The organism is Legionella bozemanae, from assembly GCF_001648595.1.
Taxonomy (GTDB): Bacteria; Pseudomonadota; Gammaproteobacteria; order Legionellales; family Legionellaceae; genus Legionella; species Legionella bozemanae.
In genome coordinates this window covers 41794-68716 of the sequence record NZ_LBAW01000021.1, presented here as the reverse complement: position 1 = coordinate 68716, position 26923 = coordinate 41794, and the positions used below count along the sequence as shown (strand labels likewise).

The window sequence follows — 26923 nt, the reverse complement described above, 5'->3', positions numbered from 1 at the left end:
GGAACTCTATTGGATCATAATCCGTCATGCACTTTCAATACCATTATTCCTATATTTCAATACCTTAAACCAAATTTTTTTGTCTATCTCTCAGGAACAAGTCGCGGAAGGTAGGAAAGGTAAGACAAATTGTCAACGCACCTATTTTATTTTTCTGGAAAAATTCCCACATCTGTGTAAAAGTAATTTGGTTGTATTTAAATGAAACAACTATAAAAGCCAGGAGTTAAAGTGAAGGGACTGAAATATATTTTTTTATTGGTCGGTATCTGGCTAATATGGGAACCTGCTTTTACCGCAACCCAATCATCAAATACTACACTTCAGATTATTACTCCGAAACAATCATTCACGCTAACCAACCCTGAGTTATTATCTCATCCGGATCTAACCCAAGTTACTATTAACAATGATAGAGCCTATCCAAACAAAATCATGCACCACAAAGTAATCCCTTTATGCAAACTGCTCGCCCTCTTTCACATCAGACAACACGACCTCATCGAATTCATAGCTCATGATAATTTTCATGTCTATGTACCGGCTGTTAAAATCATGGATTGCAGTAAAAATGCATCCATCGCGATGTTGGCTATAGAGCCTGCATCAAAATGGCCAATAATTGATAATCATACGGGACTTACTGCCGGGCCTTATGAAATTATTTGGCTTTATCCTGAACGCTCTTATATATCAAATGAATATTGGGCATGGAGCGTCATTACAATAAAAATTATTCGAAAACTCAATTATCAACACGTTCTCGCTCCTCCCGAAACAACAAATTCCGCCATTGCCAATGGATACAAAATTTATGTTAGTCATTGTGAAGGGTGTCACATGATAAATCATATTGGGAAAAGTAAAATTGGTCCGGATTTGAATTGTCCGAAAAACCCATTAGATTATTATCCTAACATAACCCAATTAAAAAAATTTATACGCGATCCTAAATCAGTCCGCTCGCTTCCACGAGGAAGGATGAGTGGTTCAGATAAACAATCTTTATCTGACAATGATCTGGATGATTTGGTTCAGTTCTTTACTTATATGAATATGAAAAAACAATGTTAGTTGACAACCCGTTTCTAACAAACTAGAGTTTTAATATGCATAGGATGGATAAACAGCATGAAGCTTATCAGGCATATTGTTTTTATAACCCTATTGTTCAACAGTCTCTTCGCTTACTGCGATAAACTCATTATAGGTGTTTTAAACTTTGCTCCTCCTTTTTCATCAGCAGATACGAACAATCACTATTTTGGTTTCAGTATCGACCTGGTAAATGAAATATGTAAACGCATTAATGCAACATGTATCTACAAAGCAATTGATTTGAACTCACAATTCAAAGATTTAAATGATGGTGTTATAGATATTACTCTCTTACCAAGTCCTATTCCCTCAACTACACCAGAAGACTACGTATTCAGTCTGCCTTATATAACCAGTAAAGGACAATTTGTTGCATTAAAAAGTTCAGATATCAACTCAATAGAGGATATTAAAGACAAAAAAATTGGTGCGCTTCAAGTCACTACGTTCCAATATAATATTCTCCCTAATTATACGTCCAAAGAAAATATTAAAACATATCCTCAAGTTACGTCATTAATACAAGCTGTAAGCCATCATGAGGTTGATGCCGCTTTAATGAATGAAAATGTTGCTAAATATCTATTACTCAACAAAACTTTAGATGGTTTTCAACTTGTAGGACAACCTATTATTACAGGAAATGGATATGGAATAATCGCGCTTAAAAAGAATGCCCCTATAATTGATAAAATTAATAAAACTTTACTACAAATAGAAGCCGATGGAACTTATTTGGCTCTTTATAATAAATATTTTGGTAAATAGGTCTAGCACCAAAGATATAGTTTGTAAGCCAACTCCAGAGACCTATTTGATTGGCAGAGTAATAATAAATTCACTTCCTTTTCCTTTGACACTGTTAATCGAAATTGTTCCATGATGTTCTTGAATAATACTGTATGAAATGGATAAACCCAAGCCTGTCCCTTCGCCAACAGGTTTAGTAGTAAAAAAGGGTTCAAAAATTCTTGCTATTGTTTCTTTACTCATACCAGTCCCTGTATCACGAATACTAATTAAAATGTGATCATTTCTCCTGCTGGTAGTAATTGTAATTTCTCCTTGCTCAGAGATTGCATGCGCTGCGTTTGTTAGAATATTCATAAATACTTGATTGATTTTCCCTGGAAAACATTCTACTTCGGGAATATCACCATAGTTTTTGTTGATAGTAATTCGATCCCGAAATTGAGTGTGCAATAAAGTTAATGTAGAGTCGATGTTCTCATGAATATTAACGTGCTTCTTCTCTCCTTCATCAAGTCGAGAAAAAGTACGTAGATCTTTCACAATATTAGCTGTACGTCGTGCGCCTTCTTCAATGCCATTAAGTAAATTATGCGTTTCCTGTAGGGTAAAAGGCAGATCAATGTCGTCGCTATATTTTGCGATTTCCTGTAACTTTTCTTTTATTAATGTTTCAGGGGTAATTTCACCATATTTATTTAATAGTTGCACAATGTCTTCGATATCATTTTTTAATGGGCCAATATTGGCAGAAATAAAATTAACGGGATTATTAATTTCATGGGCAATTCCTGCAGTTAATACCCCCAAAGAAGACATTTTTTCCGATTGGATTAATTGAGCCTCTGCCTGTTTTAACGTGTCTAACGCGTTATTGAGCTGTATATTTTTTTCATTAAGATCGCGTGTACGCTGTTCCACACGTGATTCTAACTCAATATTTGCTTGCAGTAGTTCTTCTTGGGCTTTTTTGCGTTCCGTAATCACGGCAGACAAGATTAAAGTAGTAAAAAAGATAACTGCAACAAACGCTTGTAAAAATAATAGACTGGTTGAAATATTACTAAAATCAAATTCCTTATAGCCATGTATCTCAAGCCAAAGTACAGAAATCGATATTAAAAATGCCATGACTGTTGCTAATCGAGCACTGAAACGTACTGCAGACCATACACAGAAAGGTAGCAGAATATAAGCTAAAGGATAATGCAACATATAGATCATACTCATAGTACAGCCTAATAAAACGACTAAGAGCATATACTCAAGAAAGAGCTTCACATTGAAAGTGAATTTACTTTGGTACCAGGTCATGATAAGCGGCGTGATCACAATAATACCTACAGCATCACCGATCCACCAAACAAACCAATTATTCAGAATGAACTCTGGTTTAATCAAGCCAAATAGCATCAGCGAAATGATACCTATGGTACAACTGGTAAGAGAAAAGAGAAAATCACCCCCAAATGTAAAAATTAAAACATCTCTAACCGTATAGAATGGTGTTTTAGTCCGGGTATAATATTGAATGAATTGAGCAGCCCAGACAGCCTGTAATCCAGCACCAACCCCTATAATTGTAGACGCAATCCAGTTCTGCCAGGACAACAAATTACCTAGTGCTGCAGTAACAATTATTTCAGCAGTAACTACCCCGAAAAAAACGTGATTTCCGTACCAAAGAACCATTGATAGTGCAACACCTGAGGGAAGCCAAAGAGGGGTCACCATTGTATTTGGAATAACCCAAATATTACTTGCAAACCCGCCTATTGTGTATAAAAAAACTGTAATTATATTCTGGTACCAAAACCGCCACGTTTTTATGGGATCAAGGTTCATGTTTTCTTTCCAACTACTCTATAAAGAGTCATTTTCTCCTCTTTACCTCTGATGACTTGGGGGACCAACTCTTCTACCAGAATTTCATTGGCAATAGATTTATAAGTCGTTTCACTAATCAATAACGTATTGGGCTTGTCTTTAGTAAGCCCTTCTATGCGTGATGCGGTATTTACAGTATCGCCGATCACAGTGTATTCCATATGTTCACTAGTACCTAAATTACCAGCGATTACCTCCCCCGTATTAATACCAATTCCTATAGCGATATCACGGCCTATTTCATCACGGTATTTATCATTAAACTCCTTCAGTGCTTCAATCATCGCTAATCCTGCAAGTACTGCATTCAACTGGTTATCAATATGCGACACAGGTGCACCGAATAAAGCTAGGATTCCATCGCCAATTAATTTATTAACACTGCCATGATAGTCCCGTATTTTTTGACTCATTAATTCAAAATAAGCATTGAGCACATCCACAGATTTAACAGGACCCAACTTATCTGATATCGAGGTAAATTGGCGTATGTCTGCAAACATGACTGAAATAATACGATATTCACCACGAATGAGGGAGTTATCTCCCTGATCATTTAAAATTTCATCGACAATATTTTTAGGCACATATTTTTGAAACAACTCCAAAATCCGTTTTTGATAGAGTACTTCATGATTCAGTTTTTCAATTAAAGACAAACGCTCTTCTTCAAGGCTCAGCAGCTTCAGGCCGGTATCAATATTTATCTTTAACTCAATTGGATCCCAGGGTTTAGTAATGTAGCGAAATACTCGGCCAGTATTGATCGCCTTAATAATTGCTTCAACGTCAGTAAAACCCGTTAAAATCATACGAATGGTGTTAGGATACTCGGGAATAATGGATTCCAAAAATTGCACCCCAGTCATTTCTGGCATTCTTTGGTCTGTAATAACAATTTGAATATTATTGTGGCGCATAATATCCATGCCTTCGCGTCCTGAAGTGGCTGTAAACACATTGAATTGACGACGAAATGTTGCGACAAAAGCGGTAAGATTATTCGTTTCATCATCAACATACAGGATATTATATTTTTTATCCATAAAAACTCTTGGCAGCAAATAAAAACCCTATAGATATTTATAGTCTATGGGGTATCACTTTGACCAGTTTTTAGTTATGGAAGTAAAAGAAACTTCATTTAAACTCGTTTTTGACGGAAGAATCTAATGTGTCGTGCACCAAAGAGCTTGATTGGGATATTTTTAACATAGAAAGCGCTACATGCGGCGATTCTTGCTTGTTTTGGGCTATTTGATTTGCGGATGAAAAAAGTAATTAGAAAATTTAGAATTAAGAGTATTTCTATAAGAGAATTTTAAATGAAAACAAACTCAGTAAGAAAATTTGACCCAAATCTTAAAATTGAAACAGAACGATTATTACTTCGCCCCTTTACCTTAGAAGATCTAGATTGTTTTTCGTTGATATGTGCTGATCCAGAAGTGATGCGTTTTATAGGTACAGGCAAACCTCTTGATAGGGAAACAGTAAAACAGCAAATGATGTCATGGATAGCTTCATATAAAGAGAAAGGTTTTGGCCTATTGGCACTTACCCTGAAAGAAAATAAAAAACTCATTGGTTTTTGTGGGTTATTACAACAAACCGTTGATGGAGAATTATATATTGAACTTGGTTATCGGCTCGAGCAAAACTCCTGGAGTAAAGGAATTGCTACTGAAGCAGCCAAGGCTATAAGGGACTATGCATTTAAACAGTTAGGCCTAGCCAATTTAATTTCCATTATTCAAATAGATAATATTGCTTCAAAGAAGGTGGCACAAAAAGTTGGTATGGGTCACTTGAAAAGAACTTATTTTAAAAATGTTTTAGTTGATATTTTTTATATAAAATCCAATTTATAATGCAATACGCTATAACTTCATTCTGTAGAACTCTAAATTGCTATTGATTTGAGAAAGGTTACGTTTGAATGTTTCAAAATAACCACCTTGATCAAAAAAAAACATGATATTTAAAATCATCCCACTGTGTGTCACATTCTGATTCAATTAGCCTGTAGCGCACTTTTTCAATGGTTAATTTCTTTTCATTCCCTTTCAGCTTTGTTTCCCTTAAGACATTTAAAATAGCCCCTGTAGAAAGAGCATCATCACAGTTTGTTGCTGGCTTAAAGAGAAGGACTACCTTGGATTCAATTTCTCGTAAAATAGCCTCATTTTTAGATTTTGAAAACACACATACTATCTGCTTTGGATCAATAGTTCTTTTACCGCATTTTCCTGTAGGATAGATGTCTTTCACATCATAAGGAGAGGGGGCACCTGCCATATTCTTTAAATACATTAAATAAAAGCGTTGAATTGTAATTGTCTAGAATTATTTATTAATTGGCCTTTTTAAGATATAAATCCATCCAATCTTTAAATCGTTGCAAACGGTCTATTTGAAAATCTGGTCTATCAAGTGTATGGTATTGCTCGGGATAAATGATCAATTGTGTGGGTATATTCAGTGATTTTAAGGCCTGATATAATTGTTCGGAACCAATGCATGGCATGTTAAAATCCAAACTGGCACACATAAACAAAGTCGGCGTTTTAATCTTATTCGCCTTCATTAATGGGTAACTAAGCTTCAGGTAAATCTGAGTGTTTAACCAAGGTTTTCCCAGTTCAGACTCGTAATCTAAAGTATATTGATCCTCACCATAGTTTCCCAAAATACTACCAGTCCCAGCTCCACTAATCGCTGCTTTAAAACGTTGAGTGCTTGCAATAATATAATTAGTCAGCATGCCGCCATAACTCCAACCTCCTACAGCCAATTGATTAGGATCGACAATACCTTTCTTAATTACATAATCCACAGAAGCAAGGGCATCTTTGACATCAAGATTTCCCCAGTCCGCGTTAATGGCATGGGAAAACTCATATCCTTTTCCAGAGCTTCCTCGCGGGTTAGGGGCAATAATGGTATATCCCTCTGCAGCGAGCCACTGCCAATCAAAATTAAACTCATGACTGGATTGATAAACAGGCCCTCCATGTAAATTTAAAAATGCGGGATATTGTTTTCCAGGTTTATAATGTGCAGGTTTCAGCAATAAACCTTCGATTAAAGTTCCATCAGAGCTTTTAAATTCAATGTCTTCCAAAGGACGAAAGATCACTTCATCTAAAAGTTTTTGATTATGGTGGGTTAATGGCCTTAACGTATTTTCTACTGCAAACAATTCTGGCGGATGTTGATCATCAGAGGAAACAATTACTATTCGTTGCTGCCCTATTGAAAATTCACTATCAACTCGCTCACCTTTAGTTAATGTTCTGACAGTGCCGGTAGCGACATCAATTTCACTAAGATGTGTATTTCTGCTCGTCTCAATCAATGCATATATTTTCTTACCATCTTCAGACCATTTAGGTTTGGTAAACCAGCGATCTATAGGGGCAATAATCTGCTCCTTATGAGTGGTCAATCCAACCACCGCTAATTGTGTGGGAGCATAGATAGGGGACTTATTATTAAAGCTTAAATAAGCTATTTGTGCGTTATTAGGGCTCCATGAGGGAGTAGATTCCCAATCCGGATCCATTCCCCCTCCTGGAAAACGGGTCAATTGTATCGCCTTGCTTCCGGATTTGTTACGTATCACATACACATCCGAATTGTAACTCCTATCCGGTTCATTCCCTCTTTTAGAAATAAATGCAATGTAATCTCCATTAGGAGACCATGCTGGAGCCCATTCATCATAAGGACCTGGAGTCAATAACTCAATTTGTTTGTTTCGGATCGCTAGGCGATAAAGATGCGTTCTTTTTTCGCCAAGGTACCCTTCTGTATCCTTTTTAAAAAGATATCTTGTGATGACTATGGGTTTATTTTTGGAATCCTTTTCATTTGCTTCACTGGCAATAAAAGCAATATTTTGGGAATCGGGAGACCATGCAAAATCACTGACATCATACAGGCTATTAGTTAATCTAATAATTTGTCCGCTTTGTCTATTTAATAACTGCAGACCTTTCGCCTCATTATTCTCAAATAAAAAAGCAATCCATTGACCATTTGGACTCCATTTGGGTAAAAAACTGCTGTTTTTCTTATTATTCGTAAGTTGCTTTGATATTTTACCATCGTAGGATACTACCCAGATATTACTTACTGCGTCTATTTTGCTAATATTTTCTTCTACTGTATAAACTACCCATTTTCCATCTCGTGATATATCAGGCTCACTGACTGTCTTAATGCGCATAAAATCGCTCAAAAGCGGTAGTCTTTGAGAAGACCATCCATTCACACAAAAAATGGAACATAACAACACGAGAATAAGCTGAAAATAGGAACAGTCTTTTTTCAAAATAATTTCCCTTTAAGAAAATTGGAACCTTCTCTATTAATTAATTCAGTGGAGATATTTTAAAATTAGAAGTAATCCCAAAGTTCATATAATCATTTTTTATATTTTAGTCCAAATTTTATTTTATAAAAATTTTCCATGAATACCGGTTACAAAAGTATCTTTCATACTAAAAATCTAGGATGTATCCCATCAGGAAGGAGCACCAGTTGTTTATTTCTTTATCATCTGGTTTGAATTTCAGCTAGAATTAACACACGAACATTAAAAAGGAGTTTTTTATGATTAAGATACTCAATATGTTCTTAATAGGATTATTCATGAGTATAAGTTCGATTGCTTTGGCATATAATGGCTATCATCATGGACATTATAAGCATCATAAGTACTATAAACATCATCATTGGTACTATCCTGTTAAATATCACCACCATCACCATAAATATAAGCACAAATATCCTTATAAATATCATAAGCACCCCCATCATCACGGATATCATTATACATGGTGACAGATTCAAGAAAATTCTTACTGGAACTTCAAACATAATAACATTAGGGCCTGTTTTCTATTCGCTAGCGAATGGAAAACAGGCTTTGCGAAATATTTTAAGCACAACTTTATTTTCTCCCTATTCCCAATTCAATCAAAGATTTTTATTGACCAGATAGATCAATATATGAGATAACGACAATGGTATAAAAAGAACAATAATGAAAAATATGAATCATTATTGATGAATTTATACCAAAATTACAGGATCTGTCTCGTAAATATCTGCATGAGACAAAATACTAAGGGAGTTACATATGAGAGCATTAAGAGAATTACGTCACCACATTAGACCCGACCATTTTTCGAAAATCAAGGACGTTCATCTCTCCCACAAACCTGGTTTATTATGGGGTACTCTTTCTGGCGATCGTTGGCGGCATAAAAGTATGGGGGTTACACTAGACCATATTACAGACCCAGAGAAGTTTCATGAATTGCAATCACAGGCATTTAATAATTTAAAGTCTTGGGAAAAAGAAAAAGTAGAACCGCCCCAAAAGGTAGAAGTGGTTCAGCAGGATTTTGGCGTCACTGCTTTAGAAGTGACTAAAAAACATGGGAAAGTATATCCTGTTCTCAATATGGCCAATTCTTTATTTCCTGGGGGGGCTGCTCTAGAAGGAGGAAGTGCTCAGGAAGAAAATTTGTGGCATCGCTCCTCTTGTGCCCGCTCATTACTGTCAAAAGGCATTTATTATGATGAGGCACAAAAATGTTTTCTTTATGATGAAAATACCAGGAAGCTCTTGATCGGGCAGGAAAAAATGAGTCCCGAGGAATTGCAATCATTAAGTGTACTACGTCGAATAAAAATCCCTGAAGCCTATAAAGTCTTTATGGATGAGCAACCCCAGATTTGCTTTAGAGGTCCGGAAATTTTAGTTCCAACATATGCTGATGAATTCACATCAAAAAAACAATTTATTGCTGACAGTGTATTGAGCTATCCCTTGCTCCCAAAAGAAAAAATATTTCCTTTTTATGAAATCAGAGCCGCGGCTCCTGAGCTTGTTGGTAAAGAGATTGACCTAGATTCAGGTAAATACACCAGTGACTTAAGGCACCGTATAAGTGCTCTATTGGATACATTAATACTTAAAAGAAAAACTGATGCGATCCTGGGCGCTTGGGGATGTGGAAGTTTTAAAAATAAGCCTGATGTCGTTGCAGGAATATTCCGTGAGGAAATCGAAAAACGAGCCAAACACTTCCAACATATTGTATTTCCAATAATAGATACACAATATGAAGCAAATTATCCGGTGTTTAAAAAATACTTAGATGGCTTGAAGCTTGGAAATTTAGCCGGTAAATCAAGTTACAATACCAAAGCACTCACCTTGCTTAATCCATACAGTATGTATGCTCCAGGACATAAGAAACCAGAAACACCATCAAAAGATGAACTTCAAAGTCCGACTTGTGGTCCCTTGTAATTTTACAGAGTAGTCTCTGCTGGTCAAAAAGCTTGAGTCATACTTAATTCTCCAGATAGCTCAGTCTTTTAAAAAAGGCGCGCTATCTGTCCAAAAAAATGCCCATAGGATTTTGAAAGTCCATAAGATATTCCCTTAGGATTTAAAGCCCCTCTTATTCAATGTATCGTTGCTCAAATTAGGGTACAAATCCCTTAGAGAAAATTGCAACAAGAAACTTCTCTCCTACCTTACAAGTAAATTATTCCTATTAGGCTCTTCATTAAATTTGATTTAGAAGAGCCTATAATAGGAATATATGGCCTTTTTAACATATGGCCATAATAAACAATATACTTATTGGTAGTTTTTTACTTTATGATGAGAAGTTGGATGACCTGTCACGGCTCCGACTCCAGTGTCAACTACCTTACCAAACCCCTGTCCTACAGCTGCACCAGTATCGGCAACAAAACCTACACCTTTGCCTACCACGTTAGCACCATATTTCACACCGGCACCTACAGTTTCGTTGCTGTATTGACTGGCCTCATTCATCGTATTACAACCAACCAAACTTAAGGACATGAGTAATGCTGAAGATGCAATTATCACTTTCATTATGTCTCTCCTTAAATCATATGCAAAATGATCATCATATATACATATAGTTTATAAATAGATCTTTTGATAGTTTTTTTTGAGAAAATACTTATACGCTTGTATGATAAAATAGGGATTTTAGGTAGTAATATGCTAAATTTTATATAATTTTTAGACAATTAATAATCTATTATACATGCCAAATGAAATTTCAAACCTTTGATTTAATCGTTTGAAGAAAACATAAATAAGTAGTGCAGTGCTTTAATATATAGCTCAGAAAATCGACGAGTAAATCGTTCGATTCAATGCACTACTTCTATTTTAATGCCTTTTTGCTTAGAACTCTTCTTGATATGGGGCTGGATTATTTTCTTGGAAATTTCTAAAATTTTCATCCGCTTCATTTCTCTTTTCTATATTAAAGCAAGCTTTTTTCTCAGCGGGATCATGTATGCTTTCACAGTCATTATTTGCATATAAGTTTGGATTGACGGGATCAACAGCAAATGCATTCAGTGGAAGTAATGCCATAATAAAAATTAATTTTTTCATCATTGACTCATTATTTATTTTATTAATGGAGCTATCATACCTAATTCAAACAATAAAATACATGCAAACAGTATAATATAAAACATCTTACTAGAGATTTCCTAATCCCCTACTTTTATATGAAGAAATGATTTGCTCAATTTAGCCAATTTTATGAAATAGGATAAATTTTTATTAATTCGACCTTGGTAATTCTGTATTTAGCATTTATAGTTGGGTCGCAAAAAATGAAAGATGCTGACTTAAAAAATCAAGCCTTTTTCACCATATTTAAATTTTAAGGAGAAACAATGGGGGCTGATAAAAACAGAAAAAAGGATAAGAAATCAGCTGATGGGTGGTTTTATAGTATTTTTAATGCTCAAACGAGCTCAACACCCTACTGTACCCCTGATCAATGTTTCATGATGAATCAACAAGCATTTTCCAGTACCAATTTAATCTCGCCGCTTAGTTCCGAGCATACAGTTCCCCCCTTTGAGTTTAATACCTCAACGCTAAACAGCGATCTGAGTCATTCCGTTAACTTATCAGCTCTCTTTCCTCCAGAATTAATCCAATTAATTACCGATGCAGCGCAACAAGGTTTTTTGGTCTCCATGCTAGTTACATTAGTTAATGAAGGCGCAACGGATTATTTGAAAGATTTACATTATCCCCCTGATAAGATTTATTGGATTAACCAAAGCATTCGGGCACTTTTGCTTATTGCGCTGGGTTCTTCGGCGAGTATCGCCATTGCAACACCTATAGTTGGATATGCACTCCATTCTTATGGTGGTTATAGTAAAGAACAATCGAATTACATAACCACAGGGGTTGCCTTGGGTATCAATTTATTAACCAACCCAATAAGTCTCATCGAAACGTCAATTGCTATAGGTACTTCAGTAGGCGCTAGCTTTTTAGGAAGCAAAATAACTCAATCGAGTTATCGTTTTGTACGTGATACTTTTTTCAGGAGTATAAAAGATGAGGATTCTGCAGAAAATGAGCCACAAACCAGAGCTCAGTTATCTTAGTTTATTAAAAAACTTGGTTGCAAAAGCAACCAAGTTTTTCGAACGCAAGCTTTAAATGGAAAAAGGAGTAAAGCTCTCATCTAGAGTTTCACGATACTCTTGTAATGTTTTCTTTTGAGACTTATCAAACATTAATTGCTCACCTGCAGTAACTACTGCATAGGGTAAAGGTTTCACTGCTGCAGCATAAAAGGAAACGGAATTTTTATCACCAAATAAATCACCTTGCAGCATCTCCAATTTTTTAAGCATTTGTTTCATTTGAGATTCCAATTGCTCTAATTGGGCCATTCCTGTAGTCGCAAAATGATAGGCTCCATACGCTCCTCCAAGTACGAGCGGTAAACCAATAATAAGAGGTATAATAGAAAAAATAGAAGCTAAAACCAGGACGAATCCTGTAGTAACCGCCAATAAGGATAATGCAGTATTGCATCCATTATCTGCTATAGATAGTAATTGACGATTAAAAGTTGAAACTTGTTGTATAAAATCAATTAACCCTTTCTTTTTCTTTTCAAAACTAATGTATTCATAAATATCTTGATTGTGGCTTTGATGCCCCTGTATCGACATAAGATGAGATAACATTTGATCGATAATATAAGCGAGGTCAGTGATTTTCCCCCTACGAATATATGCCATCACAATATTATGCAGAGTTTTCGACCAGTGAGGTTGTAAATTAATAAATTCACGCGCGTACGCATCGAGTTGCTGCGTGAATCCAATAGGTATTTCGCCAACATCCAGATGATTTTTTCTCCAAAACATCGAACCTGTAGAATACTTAGGTAAACCGTCAGCAAAAGTTTTATTTCGAGCAGTTAAAGTATTTAACAAACTGACATACATATAAAACTTACCAAAATGATCCGTGCTTTGCTTTTCAATTTGTTGACATAATAGAGCTAATTGATGTGAAGGCATTATTATTCTTCTCTCGCTGCAAAAATTGACAACTATATCATAAGAAAATGCGAAAGATAATGATTAATTAGTTCATTTTCAATCACTTAAATCGAACAACTTGTTAAATAATTGGTTAAGTATTAAAGCGTATTAAATAGTTCTAATTAACATTAATAACCCGAAAATTCTTCTGTACGAATGTTATCATCATCAACTCCCACATCATTTAACATGCTTCGCATCGAAGCAACCATTGTTGCTGGGCCGGATATATAATAAATGGGCTTGGATAAATCATTAATGTATTTTTTGAGCATAGTCTTATCGATATGCCCTCTTTCACCCTCCCATTTACTTGAATGAGATATTTTTGTCATAGTTGGGATAAAGTGATAGTTTGGATTTTCATTTTCAAGGGACTTCAACTCCTCAAGAAAAGCAGCTTCTTCGGGATTGTGGTTGGAATAGAAAAGAAAAATCTGATGAGGTAATTGATCTTTAGTTGCTTGCATAATAATACTTCGTGCAGGAGTAATGCCTATGCCGCCAGTAACATATACCGCAGGAATAGACGTATTATTATGTAATGTAAAAGAACCCGAAGGTGCAATCAATTTAAGGGAAGCCTCTAAAGGGAGTTTTTTTAGAACACGTTTAAAAGCGCTATCCCGCATTCGGGTCGCAATAGTGATGGTGTTCGCATAAGGTGGGCTTGTTAGTGTAAATGCTCGCGTATCCCCTTCTGCATCCGTTTCCTTAGGATTATTTAATGTAAAATCACCGCTTTGCCCTGCCTTAAATGTAAAGCCTTCTGGCTTTTCAAATGTATATGCCATCGTATTTTCGGCTATTTTTTCTCGACCTATTAATTTGGTATGAAACGTTGGCATGACTCCTCCTTGAACGATCTCATCATTTAGTCATTTTGAGTTTATCTATAATATTAAACCCCTCTTAGTAAAGGTATTTAAATAGTATAGCAACCCTTTTTATTATGATGGCAACATCCAGATTTATTGTTATTTTAAACCCAGTATGATTTTTTTTGATCAATTAAATAATACTATTATCAAGAATAATTGAACAACAAACGTATCATGGCTAGCAAGCCTATTGAAATAAACATAAATTAACCGTTGAGAGGCACAACCTTCCCAGATCGCTTTCATGAAATTTTACTTATCTGGAAATTTCATCTTTTCTTATAAACAGGCTCATCTTTCAATGAAGAAACAATGGGTTCTGACGAACCCATTGCTTTTTTTCTTATTGATATGCAGTGCTCACGGGACACGTATACGTTTGCCCATTTGTGGTAAGCATTGCCTCAGTGGGCAGGATAATGATACCGCTCGCATTAAAACCAATGTTGGGTATGTATATCGCATCGAATAAAGTCATTGTTATGGTTCCATTGGTAAAGGTTGCTGTAGCATTCCATACTGAAGTAACTGCCGTAATTCCTCTTGCTACCATATTTAATACTGCAGGATTAGTCATTGGTGACTTCGTGCTTATATAGAGGTTGCAGGAACTTCCAGACCAAGAATCTTGAGGTGTTCCCCAAGTACTGCATTGAGCTTTTACTGAGCAATTGTTGGTTGCAACCGCAGTATATTGAATCGTTTCTTGCTGCGTTGAGTTTGCATTAATACTTACAGTGGAATTGAACTGAGCCGTACATTGAGTATTTGTAGGCAGCTGAAGAGGTGTAACGTTAATTGTATAGTTACCTACTGGGAGTGTAATATTTTTAGGTGTTGTGCCGATCACCTGAACACTATTTGTACTAGAGCCCGAAGAGTACGTGACTGTGAATAGCTGGCTGGCATTGATTGGGCAATTACTATCACCTGTAACATGAATACTCAGATTACCAGTCGGCTCTTCAACATATTTAATCGAAACATCTGTCTCTGTGTTTGAAGAGACAATCGCCGTTTTTGTATTTTCAGGAACATAATTAATGCCGTCGCTGTTACTGATTGAAGTACCGGTTAAGGTATAGGTACCTGTTACAACTTTGTCTAAACAAGTTAGAGTATCAAAAGCAGTTAAACTGAAAGTATAATGATTCGTTCCTGCTGCAGCACTGATTACAGGAAATTGTGTTCCATTATATCCTGTTGGTGCAGGTACAGTGACACACAATTTACCATATTGCTGTACTGGTAAAATAGCATAAAAGAGATCATGCAAATCCTGCTCTTTCCATGTAAATAGACTTAAATCAGAGTCACTTGCACGCAAACCTACTGGAAAATCAGCATTGTTGAACGTCCAAAAAAATAAATTGTGATTTATTTTTTTGTTTATCAAATAGGGTGCAACCGAATCAAGAAAAAAGTCCTCTCCACCCGTTGCAGGCACTTGCACATCGTACCCTAATTCTCCAATTACAAAGGGAAAACCGGAATCTAGTAAGAAACCAAAGTTCCAATCAAATCGTATAGGACTGTCATTTGCATCAGACTGCCATCCTGCCACCTGCGCTCCATACAAGTGCGGCGCAAAAACCAGATGTCCCTCATTACCATCATTATTTGGCCCTAACAACCAATCGGCTATAGCATTTGGATCCGTATTGCTAAAATTATTAGCTTCAATTGCTTGGATTAATTGTGTCCTGAAAGTAGTCACATCAAATCGCGCAACTCCATTTACCGACTGCTTTGTATCCAGCAAAGAACGAAAATTCTCTCCCCAATTAGAACCAATATTGGTTACACGCAAGGTATTCGCTGTAGGACAACGGCTATTATCACGAGTTAAACTAACCACATTGGTATCATCAATTTTAGTAGAGTCCGGTAAACAAATGGTTGAAGTATTGCTGTAGACTGGATCATAGGGATCATTTCCAGCAGTACCTCCTGGCCCTTCTACGAATAATAAAGTGTCCACTTTGGAATCATACACTGCTGTTGCTGCTGCAGCGATTACTTTAATCCACGCAGGCTGAACTGGAGTCGTTTGTGTATTGTCTTGATACCAGAATAATTGATGGGGTTCGTTATAAATATCGATACCTAATAAATTTGCAGGGGCATTTGTAACAAAGTGTACAATATCATCATGATAATTTTGTAATGAATAATTTGCAGCCACAACAGTACCGTCACGGAAATTATCACCTAATCCAGGCCGATGGTGAAAATCGAGCATCACAAGAATATTTTGCTTTTTAAATTCATTCATCGTAGCAGTTAATAAATCTGGGGCTGTTTTGGATTGTAAGCAGTGCCCGCTTCCATCTGCTCCTTTACTCCAATCGCAAAAAGGACCATTACCAGCTCCTTGATTTGTTACATCCGTAACCGAAAAATTAAAAGGAGATTGTTGTACTGTAGTAGTATTTCGCCAAATCCCTGGCTGAATAGGTAAACGAATTGTTTTAAACGATACTCCATTATCTGCACTTGGAATATTAGAGCCTGGTACAGTCCAAGGAGTCGTAAGTAATTCAATTACACCCTTTTGTGTACCAATTGGATTAAATGGAACATTCCAAAGGCCACCAAGAAAATTACTGTCTTGAAATCCTATCCATGCAATCCCATCAATGCTGATTTGATTCCCATTTGCATCAAAAATGGCACCATTTTTTGTAGTGTAAGCCCACGTAGATTGAGAAACGGAAAAAATGAGTCCCAAAAGTAGATAAATAAGTCTTGAAAATTTTAAAAACATATTACGCTCCATGTTAATTTGTTATTTATAAAATACGGCTTGAAAAATATAAAACGAATGTACTCCAATTACAACTATTTGATTAATAAAACAATTTTCTGATTCTTTATTGAAATTGATGGTACTTTTGAAGCTATTTCAATTGTTCAATAACCTTTCAATACTACTAGATTAAATGTCTTGCTATCTCGTGTAGGCATTTATCGACAGCAAGCTATTGGGCATTACCAATATCTAAGTTACAATAAAATTTAAAAAACTCACGAAATGAAAATAATTCTAAAACGGGCAATCTGTTTGTATTGCTGCTTTTTTTTAAATCTTTATGCAGCTACTTTCCCTCAAAAATCAATCAGTTACTCCGTAGGACTGGGCTCCCCAATAACTACATCAACTGCCGATACTTTGGATAAAGGCGAAATAGGTATAAGTCAACGAGTAGAATACTATCCCAATAGCCTCCTTTCTGATCAGGTACTGCTAGAGCATCCTTTAGCCGAAAACCAAAAGTCCGCATTGACTAATTACCTTACAGTATTTTATGGACTTGGAAACAATATAACCATCGGTGCAAGCCTTCCTTATGTGTTTAACTCTTCCTTCGCTGCTGCGAGCTTTGATGAAGAAACACATGTTGGTAACGTGACTCCTTTAGGAAATAGCTATGGATTAGGCGATGCTAACTTCTTTTCTCTGTGGCGATTGGTTGAAGAAACCAAACATCCAGTTTCCCTGGCATTGCTCTCGGGAATTAATGCCCCCACAGGTAAAACGACAGCAAGAGATAACAATGGCATTCTATTTTCCGCATCAGATCAGCCTGGAAGTGGTGCTTGGACCCCATTTGCAGGAATTATTATTTCCAAACAATATAAGAAGTTTTCATTAAGTTCGAATTTGATTTACACCCAAAGTACCGAAGGAACGCAGGAAACAACGCTAGGTTCGGTATTTGATTATAATTTTGCAACCGTTTTAGCATTTTATAAAAACGAACATACCCAATTTCAAATTGATGGCATCATGGAGTTGAATGGCGAGTATGTTGCAAAAGATAATATTGCCGGCCTGACCGATCAGAATAGCGGCGGACATAGTATCTTTTTATTACCCGGCTTAAGAGTCAATATGAACATCATTTCTTGTTATCTTGGGGTGAATATCCCAATAATGCAAAACTATTATGGAACACAAGTGAAAAGCAAATATGGACTCACTGGTGGCATTGATATCAGTATCTAAAAACTACTCTTGTTTATTACGAGAAGGGATAAGAAAGATTCCAAAGCGCGCTTATCAAGCTACAAAACTATTATCTCATATTAATAAGAAAACAATTAATATGAGTAAAATTAATCCAACGCCGCCGCTTGGGTAATACCCCCAGTCTCTACTGTAGGGCCAGGTAGGAAGAACTGCCAATAAAAGTATGATGAGTATAATTAATGTAATCATAATTAAGTCTTTTAGATAATTAGCGTCTTACTATACTTCTACACCTATTTCCTTTAGCGAGTAAAATCACATAACTATCTTTTGTTAAATTATGAGAACCACAAGAAACATCTCGTCCCTGAGCAGATTTTTTTCTGTAACCAAAGAAATACTTACTGTTTTTAGGTCCATTTCCTATATAAAATTTACCCGGTCCTCCTGTTTTTTTACCATTTACCATGTATCCTATCCCCGCAGCAGTTTGATCATTAGTCGTTACTGTAATACGAATAGTCTCTGCCGCATGTATTAAAGATGAACCCCAAAGCCAGAGTCCTATAATTATCATTATCTTTTTCATTTTTTCTCCTTGAATGCTTCTTTAAAAAATAGGCTGAGAAATACTATTTATCTAGTTTTATTCGATTAATGTTTCTAGTTATAAGCATCCGGTTTTACACTTAGATCGTTTAGATTCGCAAGCCACAGAACAATCTTATTCTTCTCGAATAAGGGACATCAAAATCCTCTTTCGTGATACATTCATTTTTTGACTTCGGTTTTTTTTCTTCTATGATAATTAATTAAACAGTTTTATAAGGAGATAAACATGGAAGACATGAACAGTCATTTATCATCCGCAATACCACTAACTATGGAACTAAGTAAAAAAATGTTTCTCAATTTTGCTTATATTCATCCCCAAGAATTCGGTGAAATTCGTACACCTTACGATCTTATGGAAAAACAGATGAATGTATTGTTAAAAAATAACCTTAATTATATCAATTACATGAGCGAGCTTTTTTCTATTTGGCTTTATATTCCAAATGGAGCAGAAGGAAAAATAAAAAAGCTTGCTGGAAAAAGAAGTAAAACAACAAGATCTCATGCTCTAGCAACTAAAAATAAAGGTTTTTCTCATAAAAAACATGCAAAAACCACACATCACAAAAGCCATGCAGTACACTAATTTTAATTCGAGGAGCGAATGAAAGAAAAGAAAATATGAGCTGCATCAATAAATTAATTTAAAGAATAATGCTTAAGTTAAAACCGAATAATTTTTTAGTCTATAAATTAAAGAAGAGTAAAAAATCGAATTGAGAGTAATTTTTGGAGAAAAATAATGGGATATATTATTGCATGGTTGCTAGGAGTTCCGGTTAGTATATTAGTGTTAATTTGGTTAATTTCTCACATTTAATTAAGGATACTCTTATGATTACGGACAATCAAAAATGTTATAAAACTACTACAACCCAACTGCATTGGTCTGCAATTATTGCCGGGGCATTTGTGGGTGTAGGGCTCGGCTTTTTACTGAATATTTTTAGTATGGCAATTGGTTTAAGTGCCTATTCCGCAGGGCCTAATGGTGCAACTACCGTGGCTCTTGGTGGAGTTTTAGGTTTATTAATCGGGGTGATTGTTTCAATGGGCGTTGCAGGATTTGTTGCGGGTTATTTAGCCCGATTCTATCATTGTTATTGTCATGGCGGAGTAATCTATGGGTTTATTACCTGGAGTTTGGCTTTAATGTTAAGTGTTCTGTTAATCATGCCTATGACTCACTATGTTGCCTTTCATGAAGAAAATTTGAATCCAGCTCTAGCTCCCACCCAACTTTCTGCAGCAGACGTCAATGTTTCAGTAACACCGCAACAAAATGCCCCTGCAGAAAAAATGACCAATGCCAATCCGAAACACTTAGCTTGGAGCGGTTGGATTCTTTTTATTTTATTCTTCCTCGGCGCCTTATCAAGTTGTATTAGTGCATGCTATGGAATGCGTTGTAAAAAAGAAGAACAGGGTACTCCTTTATAAATAGTGTAAATTTTCAAATAACTGCCGTAAACTAAAAACTTAGATTACGGAAAGTTATTTGATTACAAACAAAAATAAATTGAACCCGACAGAGACTAAATGAAAATATCGAGTCGATTGAAAAAATTAATTAAAGAAGAAAAAGCAAAAGACGATACTCTTGGCAACATATTAAATAAATTTCACGAACAAGATCATTTCTTTTTGATTATTTTATTAGCAATTCCTCCTGCAACTCCTTTGGCTTTTATTCCGGGCTTTTCTTTAATATTTGGCATTTCCATAGCATTAATAACACTTCAACTTTTAGTGAGGCACAATAAAATATGGCTTCCTCAAAAACTTAAAAATAAAAAAATACCTGATGATATTAATAAAGGAATAATAAAAGTAATTCCTTATGTGCAGTTTCTTGAAAAATACATCGAAAGAAGATGGGTTTTTCTTAGCTCAAGCCCAATAAAATATTTTTTTATTGTTTTTATCTTCTTTTTAAGCATTTTTTTAATGCTTCCCATTCCTTATGTAGACTTTATTTTTTCTTTTGCCATTATTGCAGTTGCTACAGGATTAATTGAAAGAGATGGACTTCTTTTAATAGGTGCCCTTTTTTTTATAGTTATTTATACGCTTATTTTATTTTTTATATTAAATTCTGCGATTCTTTTAGGTTATAAACTCTATAAGTTTTTAATTTAAAAAATTTACTCTCAAAAATATTATGAATAAAAAGAGCAAACATTATTTTTTCTTCTATGATTAATTAATAACCATGGAAGAAACCAATTCCTATCTGTTATTCCGCAAAAAATCGCAAATCGAAATTAAATCAGAAGCTATTAGATAATATATTCTTTAAAAATTAATTTTTTCTTTTAAAAGGAATTCATCATGAAAAAGAACACTCTTCAACAACCGCCGCAACATCAAAACAAACAGCCAGGCAGCGAAGAAAAAATGCATCCAAAGCCCATTTTTATATCTCCTCATCATCGAGCAAGTAATAAGTTAATGAGCAAAAAAGCATTGATCACTGGAGGCGATAGCGGTATTGGCAGAGCAGTAGCCTGCTTATTTGCTCAAGAAGGAGCCGATATTTATATTCATTACTTAAATGAACATGAAGATGCAAAAATAACTAAAAACATGATAGAAAAAATAGGGCAAAAATGTTGGTTAAGCCATGGAGATTTACAAGAGTATTCTGCTTGTGAGACTCTTTGTAAAATATCTCTCGAACAATGCGGTAAAATTGATATTTTAATCAATAACATTGCAATGCAATATCCTCAAGATACCATAGAGGATATTAGTTGCGAGCAAATGGAGAAAACATTTAAAACTAACTTTTTTTCTTGCTTTTACATGGTAAAAGCTTTATTGCCATTTTTACAAAATGGTGCTGTTATTATAAATACAACCTCTGTCACGGCCTACAAAGGAAATGACCATTTAATTGATTATGCTGCTACAAAAGGAGCATTAGTAGCTTTTACTCGCTCTCTCTCGCAAAATTTAATAAAACGAGGTATTCGAGTGAATGCCGTAGCACCTGGTCCTGTATGGACACCTTTAATTCCCTCGAGTTTTAATGCTGAAGAGGTCAGTCATTTTGGTGGTCAAGTACCTATGAACCGTGCTGCTCAACCTTATGAAATTGCTCCAGCATATTTATATCTTGCCTCTGAAGACTCTTCCTATATGACTGGACAAGTTCTGCATCCTAATGGAGGAGTCATAGTAAATAGCTAAATGGAGATAAGTGATTTTGAATAACAGGCAAAATAATGAAAAAAACTCAGGGTCTAATGCTATATTCGGTGAGGCATATAATTGCTTTTTTGTGCGCCACACTCGGTTTTTTTATTATTAAGCATATTACGCTGTTGTTATATATAAAGCCCTATCAACCGTTGGATACTTTAAAACTAGTTCAAATATTATGGGGTTCAACCAGCGTGTTTTTACAGTTAATTGTAATATTTAATTTTTTTATTAAACCTCTGTTTATTTATTTCTTTGTGCTTTTTTTATTTTATTACCTTAAGAATAAGAACTCATAACAATTTGAACAAAGAAGTTATTTTCGACCATTTCCTTAACTACTTTTCCGGTGTAAACGTTTGAAAAAGCGTTTCCAAGCCAAGTTTTTTATATGAATCCATTTGTTTCGTATAGTTTTCTTTTCAATTATTTTTCTTAATCCAATATTCTGCACTTTTTAGCTTGGAGATTTGCGAAAACTAACTGCCATACGATTCCAACTGTTAATGGTGACAATTGCCATAGTAAGATCAATAACTTCCTTTTCATTGAAACATGTTAGGAGTTCATTATAAAGCGCATCAGGAGCATGTGTCTCTGATAGTAAAGTAACGGCTTCAGTCCAAGCCAAAGCTGCTCGTTCACGAGGAGTAAAAAAAGGAGTTTCTCTCCATACAACTACAGCATGGAGACGGCGATCAGACTCACCTTCTTTTTTTGCATCCGCAGTATGCATGTCAACACAATAAGCACAGCCATTAATTTGTGACGCACGCAGCTTAACCAGCTCAAGAAGAGATTTTTCCAAGCCACTGCTATTCACATACTTTTCAAGAGCAAATATCGCCTGAATTGCATCAGGAAATTTATTAAAATCAATTCGTGCGTTGTTCATTATGCCGCTCCCTGCTATGAAAATTTCAGATTTTCTTTAGTGAATATTGACGAATTCAAGCTTTTCCGTACATTTTGCCTGCACTGAAATCAATCGCAGTGCAAGGCTCATTACCAATTACCCATGCATCATGTCCAGGCGGAATAATAGCAACATCGCCAGGACCCATTTCTTTTTGCTCGCCATTATCCATTGCCACAACAATTCGCCCAGAGATAATGTAATTAACATGGGATGCTTCGCAACTTTTGGTTCCAACTGTTGGTTTGAGACATTCAGACCATTTCCATCCGGGCTGAAAGGTTACACGCATCACTGTAACTTCTTCAAAATTCACAACTTCAATTTTTGTTTTAGGTAATTTACGAAGTTCATCAGGGGTATCTAAACTCTTTAATTTCATATTAGTCATTTATAACTCCCTTTATAGTGCATTAGCTCTAATATAGCACAAAAGCTTACCGTCTCTTTTTAGTAAGGTGCGAGTCTTCATCATTTTCTTCCTCAGATTTAGGTTGTTCGTGTTTTCTAGATTGACTTGGGACAGCCTCCGTTACCCCACTTTTACTCTGAAAAAAAGATGTCCAATTTGAAGTTCCTGTTTGTTGTTGCGGTGGTGATATTTTCATCCGCACACTGGGCCCCCAGAATGATGACATATAGCGACTGTCAGACAGTATATCTAATTCGTCTGCTGTGATGTTGGTGTTTAACGTTCAGAATGAGAAATATATTAAAAAGACTAAAAAATTACAGATAGAGATAATCCCTGTCCCTTAAACGGTACGATTTTTCTCCTAAATTTCGCCTTACTACTTCATCGAATCAAGGCTATACTTGTTATGAAATGTTAGATTGATAAAAGATTATGAGAAAATTTCATTTAGCAGCAGAAACCTCGCCAACACATGCTAATTTAGCGCGTTTTTTAAAGGCCGATGGATGGAAGCCAAGCAGGTTTTCGACTCTGGCGTCGGTCAATGAAGCCTGGCTTCAGTTTTCACCAGTGGTTAGCGAAACATTGGAATACAAACATCTGCTGGCAGCCTTTCTACAAGCAAATCAACTCAAATATTTGATGCCTGAAACCTTTTTTATCGATGATCAAACTTGGCCTTCTGTATTAGCTAAAATTGATAATTCACAATCTGCCAAAATACCTTGGATATTAAAACCCTCCATGTTAAATAATGGCCAACATATTCATATATTTCATGATTTAAATGATGTTGAGGCACATTTTCTCTCACATCAGCGTATGGGAGGACCCCAGGTGCTGCAACGTTATATTGCTAAGCCGTTGCTAATCCAAGGGCCAGTATCAGGTCATAAATTTTCCATTAGACAATTGTTAGTTGTATCTACACATGCAGGGTCAGCACTCTTTCCTAGCGGCTATTTAAATATTGCCTTAAAACCTTATCAAGAAGACAATTTCAGCCAAATGGAGTCTCATCTTACCAACGAACATCTTAGTGATGAACGATTTAATGTCGTTCAACGCTTAAGTGATGAGATGGCAATTTTCCAACCCTATAAATCAAGCATTATTTCTATCTGTCAACTCGTAATAAAGACTTTGAAAGATCGATTTGCAACGATTTGGCAAGATAACCAGCCTCGGATTGCCTGTTTTGGTTTTGATTTTATGATTGAAGAAAATGGGAGGCTTTGGTTACTGGAAGTGAATCATGGCCCCTGCTTTCCCGTTGATGATTCACATCCTTTATTTAATGCTTTGTATCGCCCTTTTTGGCAACAATTGATAAAACAGTTTATTGACAGAGAACCCTCAGATTTTATTACACTGGATTAGGACAATCATTGTGGTGGGGCTTTGGAGCTTTTAGAAACAGAAGCTGTATAGTTGATCTTTACTTTTTACTGCATCACTCACTTCTTCAGTAAGCATTCTATACTGAATAGCAACAATATTATTATAAAAATCAGAGGTTTCAAGCTGGCGACGATTAAACAAAGTATGTCCTTGATAAGCGTTTGCAATGGCTGCCTGTGCAATAATCGCCTCTAGGGTTTCAACTGCAGAAAGAAGCTCCCCCCTTTGATGTTTTTTATACAGATCAAAAATAGCAGCTGCACCTTTAGGTATTTTAATTTCATGTTCTTTATTTAGTTTACGTATTTCACCACCGAAAACTCCAACTTTACCATCAAGTCTAATAAGATCTGCTAAAATTTTCGCAAGAGCATTTTCTGCATTTCTCTCAATAATAGTCGCTTTAAAATTTATTGGATTACTTAGCCATGTTCTCTTGAGTTTATTAAAAATAAATTCAGCTTCATTGTCATTAACATGAAGCGCTGATTTGAGATGTCTTTTTGTTTCTTGTTTTCGTAGAGATGAATCCGTTGCAGCTGTTTGATATTCATATGCATTTACATCCTGATCAGGCCTATAATAGGTTTCAAAAAGCTCGACAGCCATGTCTGACACTTCTATTTGTTCTGATGTTTGCTCAACAAGAATATCAAATTTATTTCCTAAATCCTCAAGATCCAGGCGCAAAGGGCTATCTTCATTATAGTCAGCATTATATTCTCTAAATTCGCCAATGATCTGATTTTTTAAATCAGGATTTTCGATAAGAAAATTTAAAAATTTTTTGTTTTTTACAAGTTCTTCTTTTAGAAGTTCACTACGTCGGGTTTTGTGAGCTACCAATTCTTCTCGTAATTTGGGATTCTCAATCGTTTCATTAGCAATGGCTCGATAAATTTGCTCGTTAAATAAGGCTCTTTTAAGAAAAACTGAAAAAACATCTTTGATAAAATCAGGATTATCCTCAATCCCAGGAAGATTTAAAATGCCGCTATCCGTCTCATCGGGAAAATTACGTGGTTTCGCATCGCGTAAATGCGGGAAGTTTGTAATATCTCTTTGAGTTATGGGAAAAGCATCTTTAGGTTTTATGCCATAGGCTCTTTCATTATCCTTGTAAAGCGGCTTATTAGGATTTTTGTTTTGGTATTTTGATGTGATTGGCCAAGTTGCTTGATCATGATCAATTTTATAAGATATTAAATTGATTGGATCATAGCCAATATTACCACCATGCAGATCATTTTCTTCCTCAGTATAGGCAGCACCTAATATTCTGCCAATACCTGATTTTACCAGGTTCATCTGTGGCGGTGAACGCAGATAACCAATTTGTTTTTTCTGGTTTAGATAGTAATCATGTAAAGATTGAAAATTATCGATCGCCCTGGAAATAACCCCAACTCGATTACCTTGATTATCATGTACGCTTCTAACTCTGGGTGTGCGGTCATTTAAGAGCAGGCGATAACACATGCCATTGAAAGCTTCTATTTCAGTAACTCTTCTTCCAGACTCTTCTGTTTTTAGAATTTCTATGGTTGATTTATCCACTTTTTTAACTTTCTCAGCATGGTGAGAAGGTTTTGGTGCATTCGTTTCTCTTATAATTTCATCAGGAACAGAATGATATTGTGCGCGCTCTTTACTTTTATGCGGTGGATGGTACGTTTTTGCTGTTTTAGTCAGCTCTTGTTGTAACAGCGTTAAACTATAGAATAATTCATTGTTTTCTTTATGATTATAATCAGGGCTTGAAAGAATTGCATTGATAACAATTCCAACTTTTCTTTTGCTGGTAATCGTTAAAATTTGTTTCTGATCTTTGACCTCGAAGTACCCCAGTTTTTTAAATAGGGGAAAATTCTGAATTAGATAATCAATATTACAGAAATCATCGGGTAATGTTAAGATAATAAAAGGTTTTTTTTCAGGTTTCTCTATATTCTCGGGAAGAACATCCTCATGAGTATAAACCTCTTGAAACCCTGCCTCTTGTTTACTATAAATTTTCATAGCTGTAGTTCAGCACATTCTCTTGTTGGGGGATTCTAAGTTAAAAAAATTAACGAAATATTAACGAGCATGCGCTTTTTGTTACTCATGTGGGTAATTATAAATCAATTTTCTATTTTATGATCAAAAATAAAAAGAGAGGTCTGCTTTTTTAATAGAGCCTGGTTGCAAGGCAACTGTCTCTTGATCATCTCTCTGCCTACACCCCGCGGCTTGTCCGCGGGACGTCGAAGTAGAGTAGAACTGGTTTTCAGAGATATGTATAAGATTCAGTTGCAAGCAATCAGGCTACACTTATCTTAGTGGAAACCGAGATTTAATCT

General features: G+C 35.6%; 25 protein-coding genes. 11 read left to right on the top strand and 14 right to left on the bottom strand.

Annotated elements, in window-relative coordinates; translation table 11 throughout:
• The first annotated feature begins 231 nt into the window (after window positions 1-231).
• Both A8O27_RS14310 and A8O27_RS14305 read left to right on the top strand, forming a co-directional pair.
• Entirely contained in the window at window positions 232-1074 is an 843-nt protein-coding gene (locus A8O27_RS14310; protein WP_058461052.1) for a c-type cytochrome, read from the top strand.
• Window positions 1075-1131: 57 nt separating this feature from the next.
• The gene (locus A8O27_RS14305; protein WP_064115111.1) at window positions 1132-1866 is read left to right on the top strand and encodes a transporter substrate-binding domain-containing protein; all 735 of its coding nucleotides are present in this window, start codon (window positions 1132-1134) and stop codon (window positions 1864-1866) included.
• 42 nt (window positions 1867-1908) lie between these two features.
• Here A8O27_RS14305 and A8O27_RS14300 read toward each other — a convergent pair whose 3' ends face one another.
• Together A8O27_RS14300 and A8O27_RS14295 are read right to left on the bottom strand one after the other, a co-directional pair.
• A complete protein-coding gene (locus tag A8O27_RS14300; protein ID WP_058461054.1) occupies window positions 1909-3693 on the bottom strand; it encodes a sensor histidine kinase in 1785 nt (594 codons plus the stop codon).
• Window positions 3690-4781 carry an adenylate/guanylate cyclase domain-containing protein gene (locus A8O27_RS14295; RefSeq protein WP_058461055.1) on the bottom strand — a complete coding sequence of 364 codons (1092 nt, stop codon included), beginning with the start codon at window positions 4779-4781 and terminating at the stop codon, window positions 3690-3692. Before A8O27_RS14295 ends, A8O27_RS14300 begins: the two co-directional genes overlap by 4 nt.
• A 279-nt stretch (window positions 4782-5060) precedes the next feature.
• Between A8O27_RS14295 and A8O27_RS14290 the strand changes: the two genes are divergently transcribed.
• A complete protein-coding gene (locus A8O27_RS14290; protein ID WP_058461056.1) occupies window positions 5061-5606 on the top strand; it encodes a GNAT family N-acetyltransferase in 546 nt (181 codons plus the stop codon).
• Between the two features lie 91 nt (window positions 5607-5697).
• Here A8O27_RS14290 and A8O27_RS14285 read toward each other — a convergent pair whose 3' ends face one another.
• Both A8O27_RS14285 and A8O27_RS14280 read right to left on the bottom strand, forming a co-directional pair.
• The gene (locus A8O27_RS14285; protein ID WP_131744475.1) at window positions 5698-6048 is read right to left on the bottom strand and encodes a hypothetical protein; all 351 of its coding nucleotides are present in this window, start codon (window positions 6046-6048) and stop codon (window positions 5698-5700) included.
• A 40-nt stretch (window positions 6049-6088) separates the two neighbouring features.
• Complete coding sequence (locus A8O27_RS14280) at window positions 6089-7966, bottom strand: S9 family peptidase (RefSeq protein WP_115684287.1); 1878 nt, start codon at window positions 7964-7966, stop codon at window positions 6089-6091.
• 915 nt (window positions 7967-8881) lie between these two features.
• Here A8O27_RS14280 and A8O27_RS14275 point away from each other — a divergent pair.
• Window positions 8882-10063: a poly(ADP-ribose) glycohydrolase domain-containing protein gene (locus A8O27_RS14275; RefSeq protein WP_064115110.1), complete on the top strand. Its 1182-nt coding sequence runs from the start codon at window positions 8882-8884 to the stop codon at window positions 10061-10063.
• Window positions 10064-10399: 336 nt separating this feature from the next.
• Here the strand turns inward: A8O27_RS14275 and A8O27_RS14270 are convergent, their stop codons facing one another.
• Both A8O27_RS14270 and A8O27_RS14265 read right to left on the bottom strand, forming a co-directional pair.
• Window positions 10400-10663, bottom strand: a complete 264-nt coding sequence (locus A8O27_RS14270) for a hypothetical protein (RefSeq protein WP_064115109.1) — start codon at window positions 10661-10663, stop codon at window positions 10400-10402.
• A gap of 321 nt (window positions 10664-10984) precedes the next feature.
• Complete coding sequence (locus A8O27_RS14265; protein ID WP_235810607.1) at window positions 10985-11203, bottom strand: hypothetical protein; 219 nt, start codon at window positions 11201-11203, stop codon at window positions 10985-10987.
• Window positions 11204-11490: 287 nt separating this feature from the next.
• On the opposite strand from A8O27_RS14265, the gene A8O27_RS14260 reads away from it, so the two are divergent.
• Entirely contained in the window at window positions 11491-12222 is a 732-nt protein-coding gene (locus A8O27_RS14260) for a hypothetical protein (RefSeq protein WP_058461060.1), read from the top strand.
• Between the two features lie 51 nt (window positions 12223-12273).
• Here the strand turns inward: A8O27_RS14260 and A8O27_RS14255 are convergent, their stop codons facing one another.
• The 3 genes from A8O27_RS14255 to A8O27_RS14245 all read right to left on the bottom strand — a co-directional run bounded on the left by A8O27_RS14255 (window position 12274) and on the right by A8O27_RS14245 (window position 16824).
• Entirely contained in the window at window positions 12274-13152 is an 879-nt protein-coding gene (locus A8O27_RS14255) for a hypothetical protein (RefSeq protein WP_058461061.1), read from the bottom strand.
• Between the two features lie 152 nt (window positions 13153-13304).
• Window positions 13305-14024, bottom strand: a complete 720-nt coding sequence (locus tag A8O27_RS14250) for an FAD-dependent oxidoreductase (protein ID WP_058461062.1) — start codon at window positions 14022-14024, stop codon at window positions 13305-13307.
• A 376-nt stretch (window positions 14025-14400) separates the two neighbouring features.
• On the bottom strand, window positions 14401-16824 hold the full coding sequence (locus A8O27_RS14245; RefSeq protein ID WP_058461063.1) for a cellulase family glycosylhydrolase: 2424 nt from the start codon (window positions 16822-16824) through the stop codon (window positions 14401-14403).
• A gap of 267 nt (window positions 16825-17091) precedes the next feature.
• Between A8O27_RS14245 and A8O27_RS14240 the strand changes: the two genes are divergently transcribed.
• Window positions 17092-18066 (top strand): hypothetical protein, encoded by a 975-nt coding sequence (locus A8O27_RS14240; protein ID WP_058461064.1) that lies wholly within the window; start codon window positions 17092-17094, stop codon window positions 18064-18066.
• Between the two features lie 75 nt (window positions 18067-18141).
• On the opposite strand, the gene A8O27_RS18555 is transcribed toward A8O27_RS14240, so the two are convergent.
• Window positions 18142-18279 (bottom strand): DUF3309 family protein, encoded by a 138-nt coding sequence (locus A8O27_RS18555; protein WP_082642513.1) that lies wholly within the window; start codon window positions 18277-18279, stop codon window positions 18142-18144.
• Between the two features lie 19 nt (window positions 18280-18298).
• A complete protein-coding gene (locus tag A8O27_RS14235; RefSeq protein ID WP_058461065.1) occupies window positions 18299-18619 on the bottom strand; it encodes a hypothetical protein in 321 nt (106 codons plus the stop codon).
• 249 nt (window positions 18620-18868) lie between these two features.
• Here A8O27_RS14235 and A8O27_RS14230 point away from each other — a divergent pair, with 249 nt between their 5' ends.
• The 4 genes from A8O27_RS14230 (at window position 18869) to A8O27_RS14215 (ending at window position 21837) form a co-directional block, all read left to right on the top strand.
• A complete protein-coding gene (locus tag A8O27_RS14230; protein WP_058461066.1) occupies window positions 18869-19231 on the top strand; it encodes a hypothetical protein in 363 nt (120 codons plus the stop codon).
• Window positions 19232-19479: 248 nt separating this feature from the next.
• Window positions 19480-20085, top strand: a complete 606-nt coding sequence (locus tag A8O27_RS14225) for a hypothetical protein (RefSeq protein ID WP_058461067.1) — start codon at window positions 19480-19482, stop codon at window positions 20083-20085.
• A gap of 117 nt (window positions 20086-20202) precedes the next feature.
• Window positions 20203-20784 carry an exopolysaccharide biosynthesis protein gene (locus A8O27_RS14220; protein WP_235810608.1) on the top strand — a complete coding sequence of 194 codons (582 nt, stop codon included), beginning with the start codon at window positions 20203-20205 and terminating at the stop codon, window positions 20782-20784.
• Between the two features lie 192 nt (window positions 20785-20976).
• Entirely contained in the window at window positions 20977-21837 is an 861-nt protein-coding gene (locus tag A8O27_RS14215; protein ID WP_058461069.1) for an SDR family oxidoreductase, read from the top strand.
• Window positions 21838-22306: 469 nt separating this feature from the next.
• Here A8O27_RS14215 and A8O27_RS14205 read toward each other — a convergent pair whose 3' ends face one another.
• The gene (locus A8O27_RS14205) at window positions 22307-22744 is read right to left on the bottom strand and encodes a carboxymuconolactone decarboxylase family protein (protein ID WP_058461071.1); all 438 of its coding nucleotides are present in this window, start codon (window positions 22742-22744) and stop codon (window positions 22307-22309) included.
• 55 nt (window positions 22745-22799) lie between these two features.
• Window positions 22800-23156 carry a cupin domain-containing protein gene (locus A8O27_RS14200; RefSeq protein WP_058461072.1) on the bottom strand — a complete coding sequence of 119 codons (357 nt, stop codon included), beginning with the start codon at window positions 23154-23156 and terminating at the stop codon, window positions 22800-22802.
• A 456-nt stretch (window positions 23157-23612) separates the two neighbouring features.
• On the opposite strand from A8O27_RS14200, the gene A8O27_RS14195 reads away from it, so the two are divergent.
• Window positions 23613-24560: an ATP-grasp domain-containing protein gene (locus A8O27_RS14195; RefSeq protein ID WP_058461073.1), complete on the top strand. Its 948-nt coding sequence runs from the start codon at window positions 23613-23615 to the stop codon at window positions 24558-24560.
• A gap of 30 nt (window positions 24561-24590) precedes the next feature.
• On the opposite strand, the gene A8O27_RS14190 is transcribed toward A8O27_RS14195, so the two are convergent.
• Window positions 24591-26600: a hypothetical protein gene (locus A8O27_RS14190; protein ID WP_058461074.1), complete on the bottom strand. Its 2010-nt coding sequence runs from the start codon at window positions 26598-26600 to the stop codon at window positions 24591-24593.
• Window positions 26601-26923 lie beyond the last annotated feature (323 nt).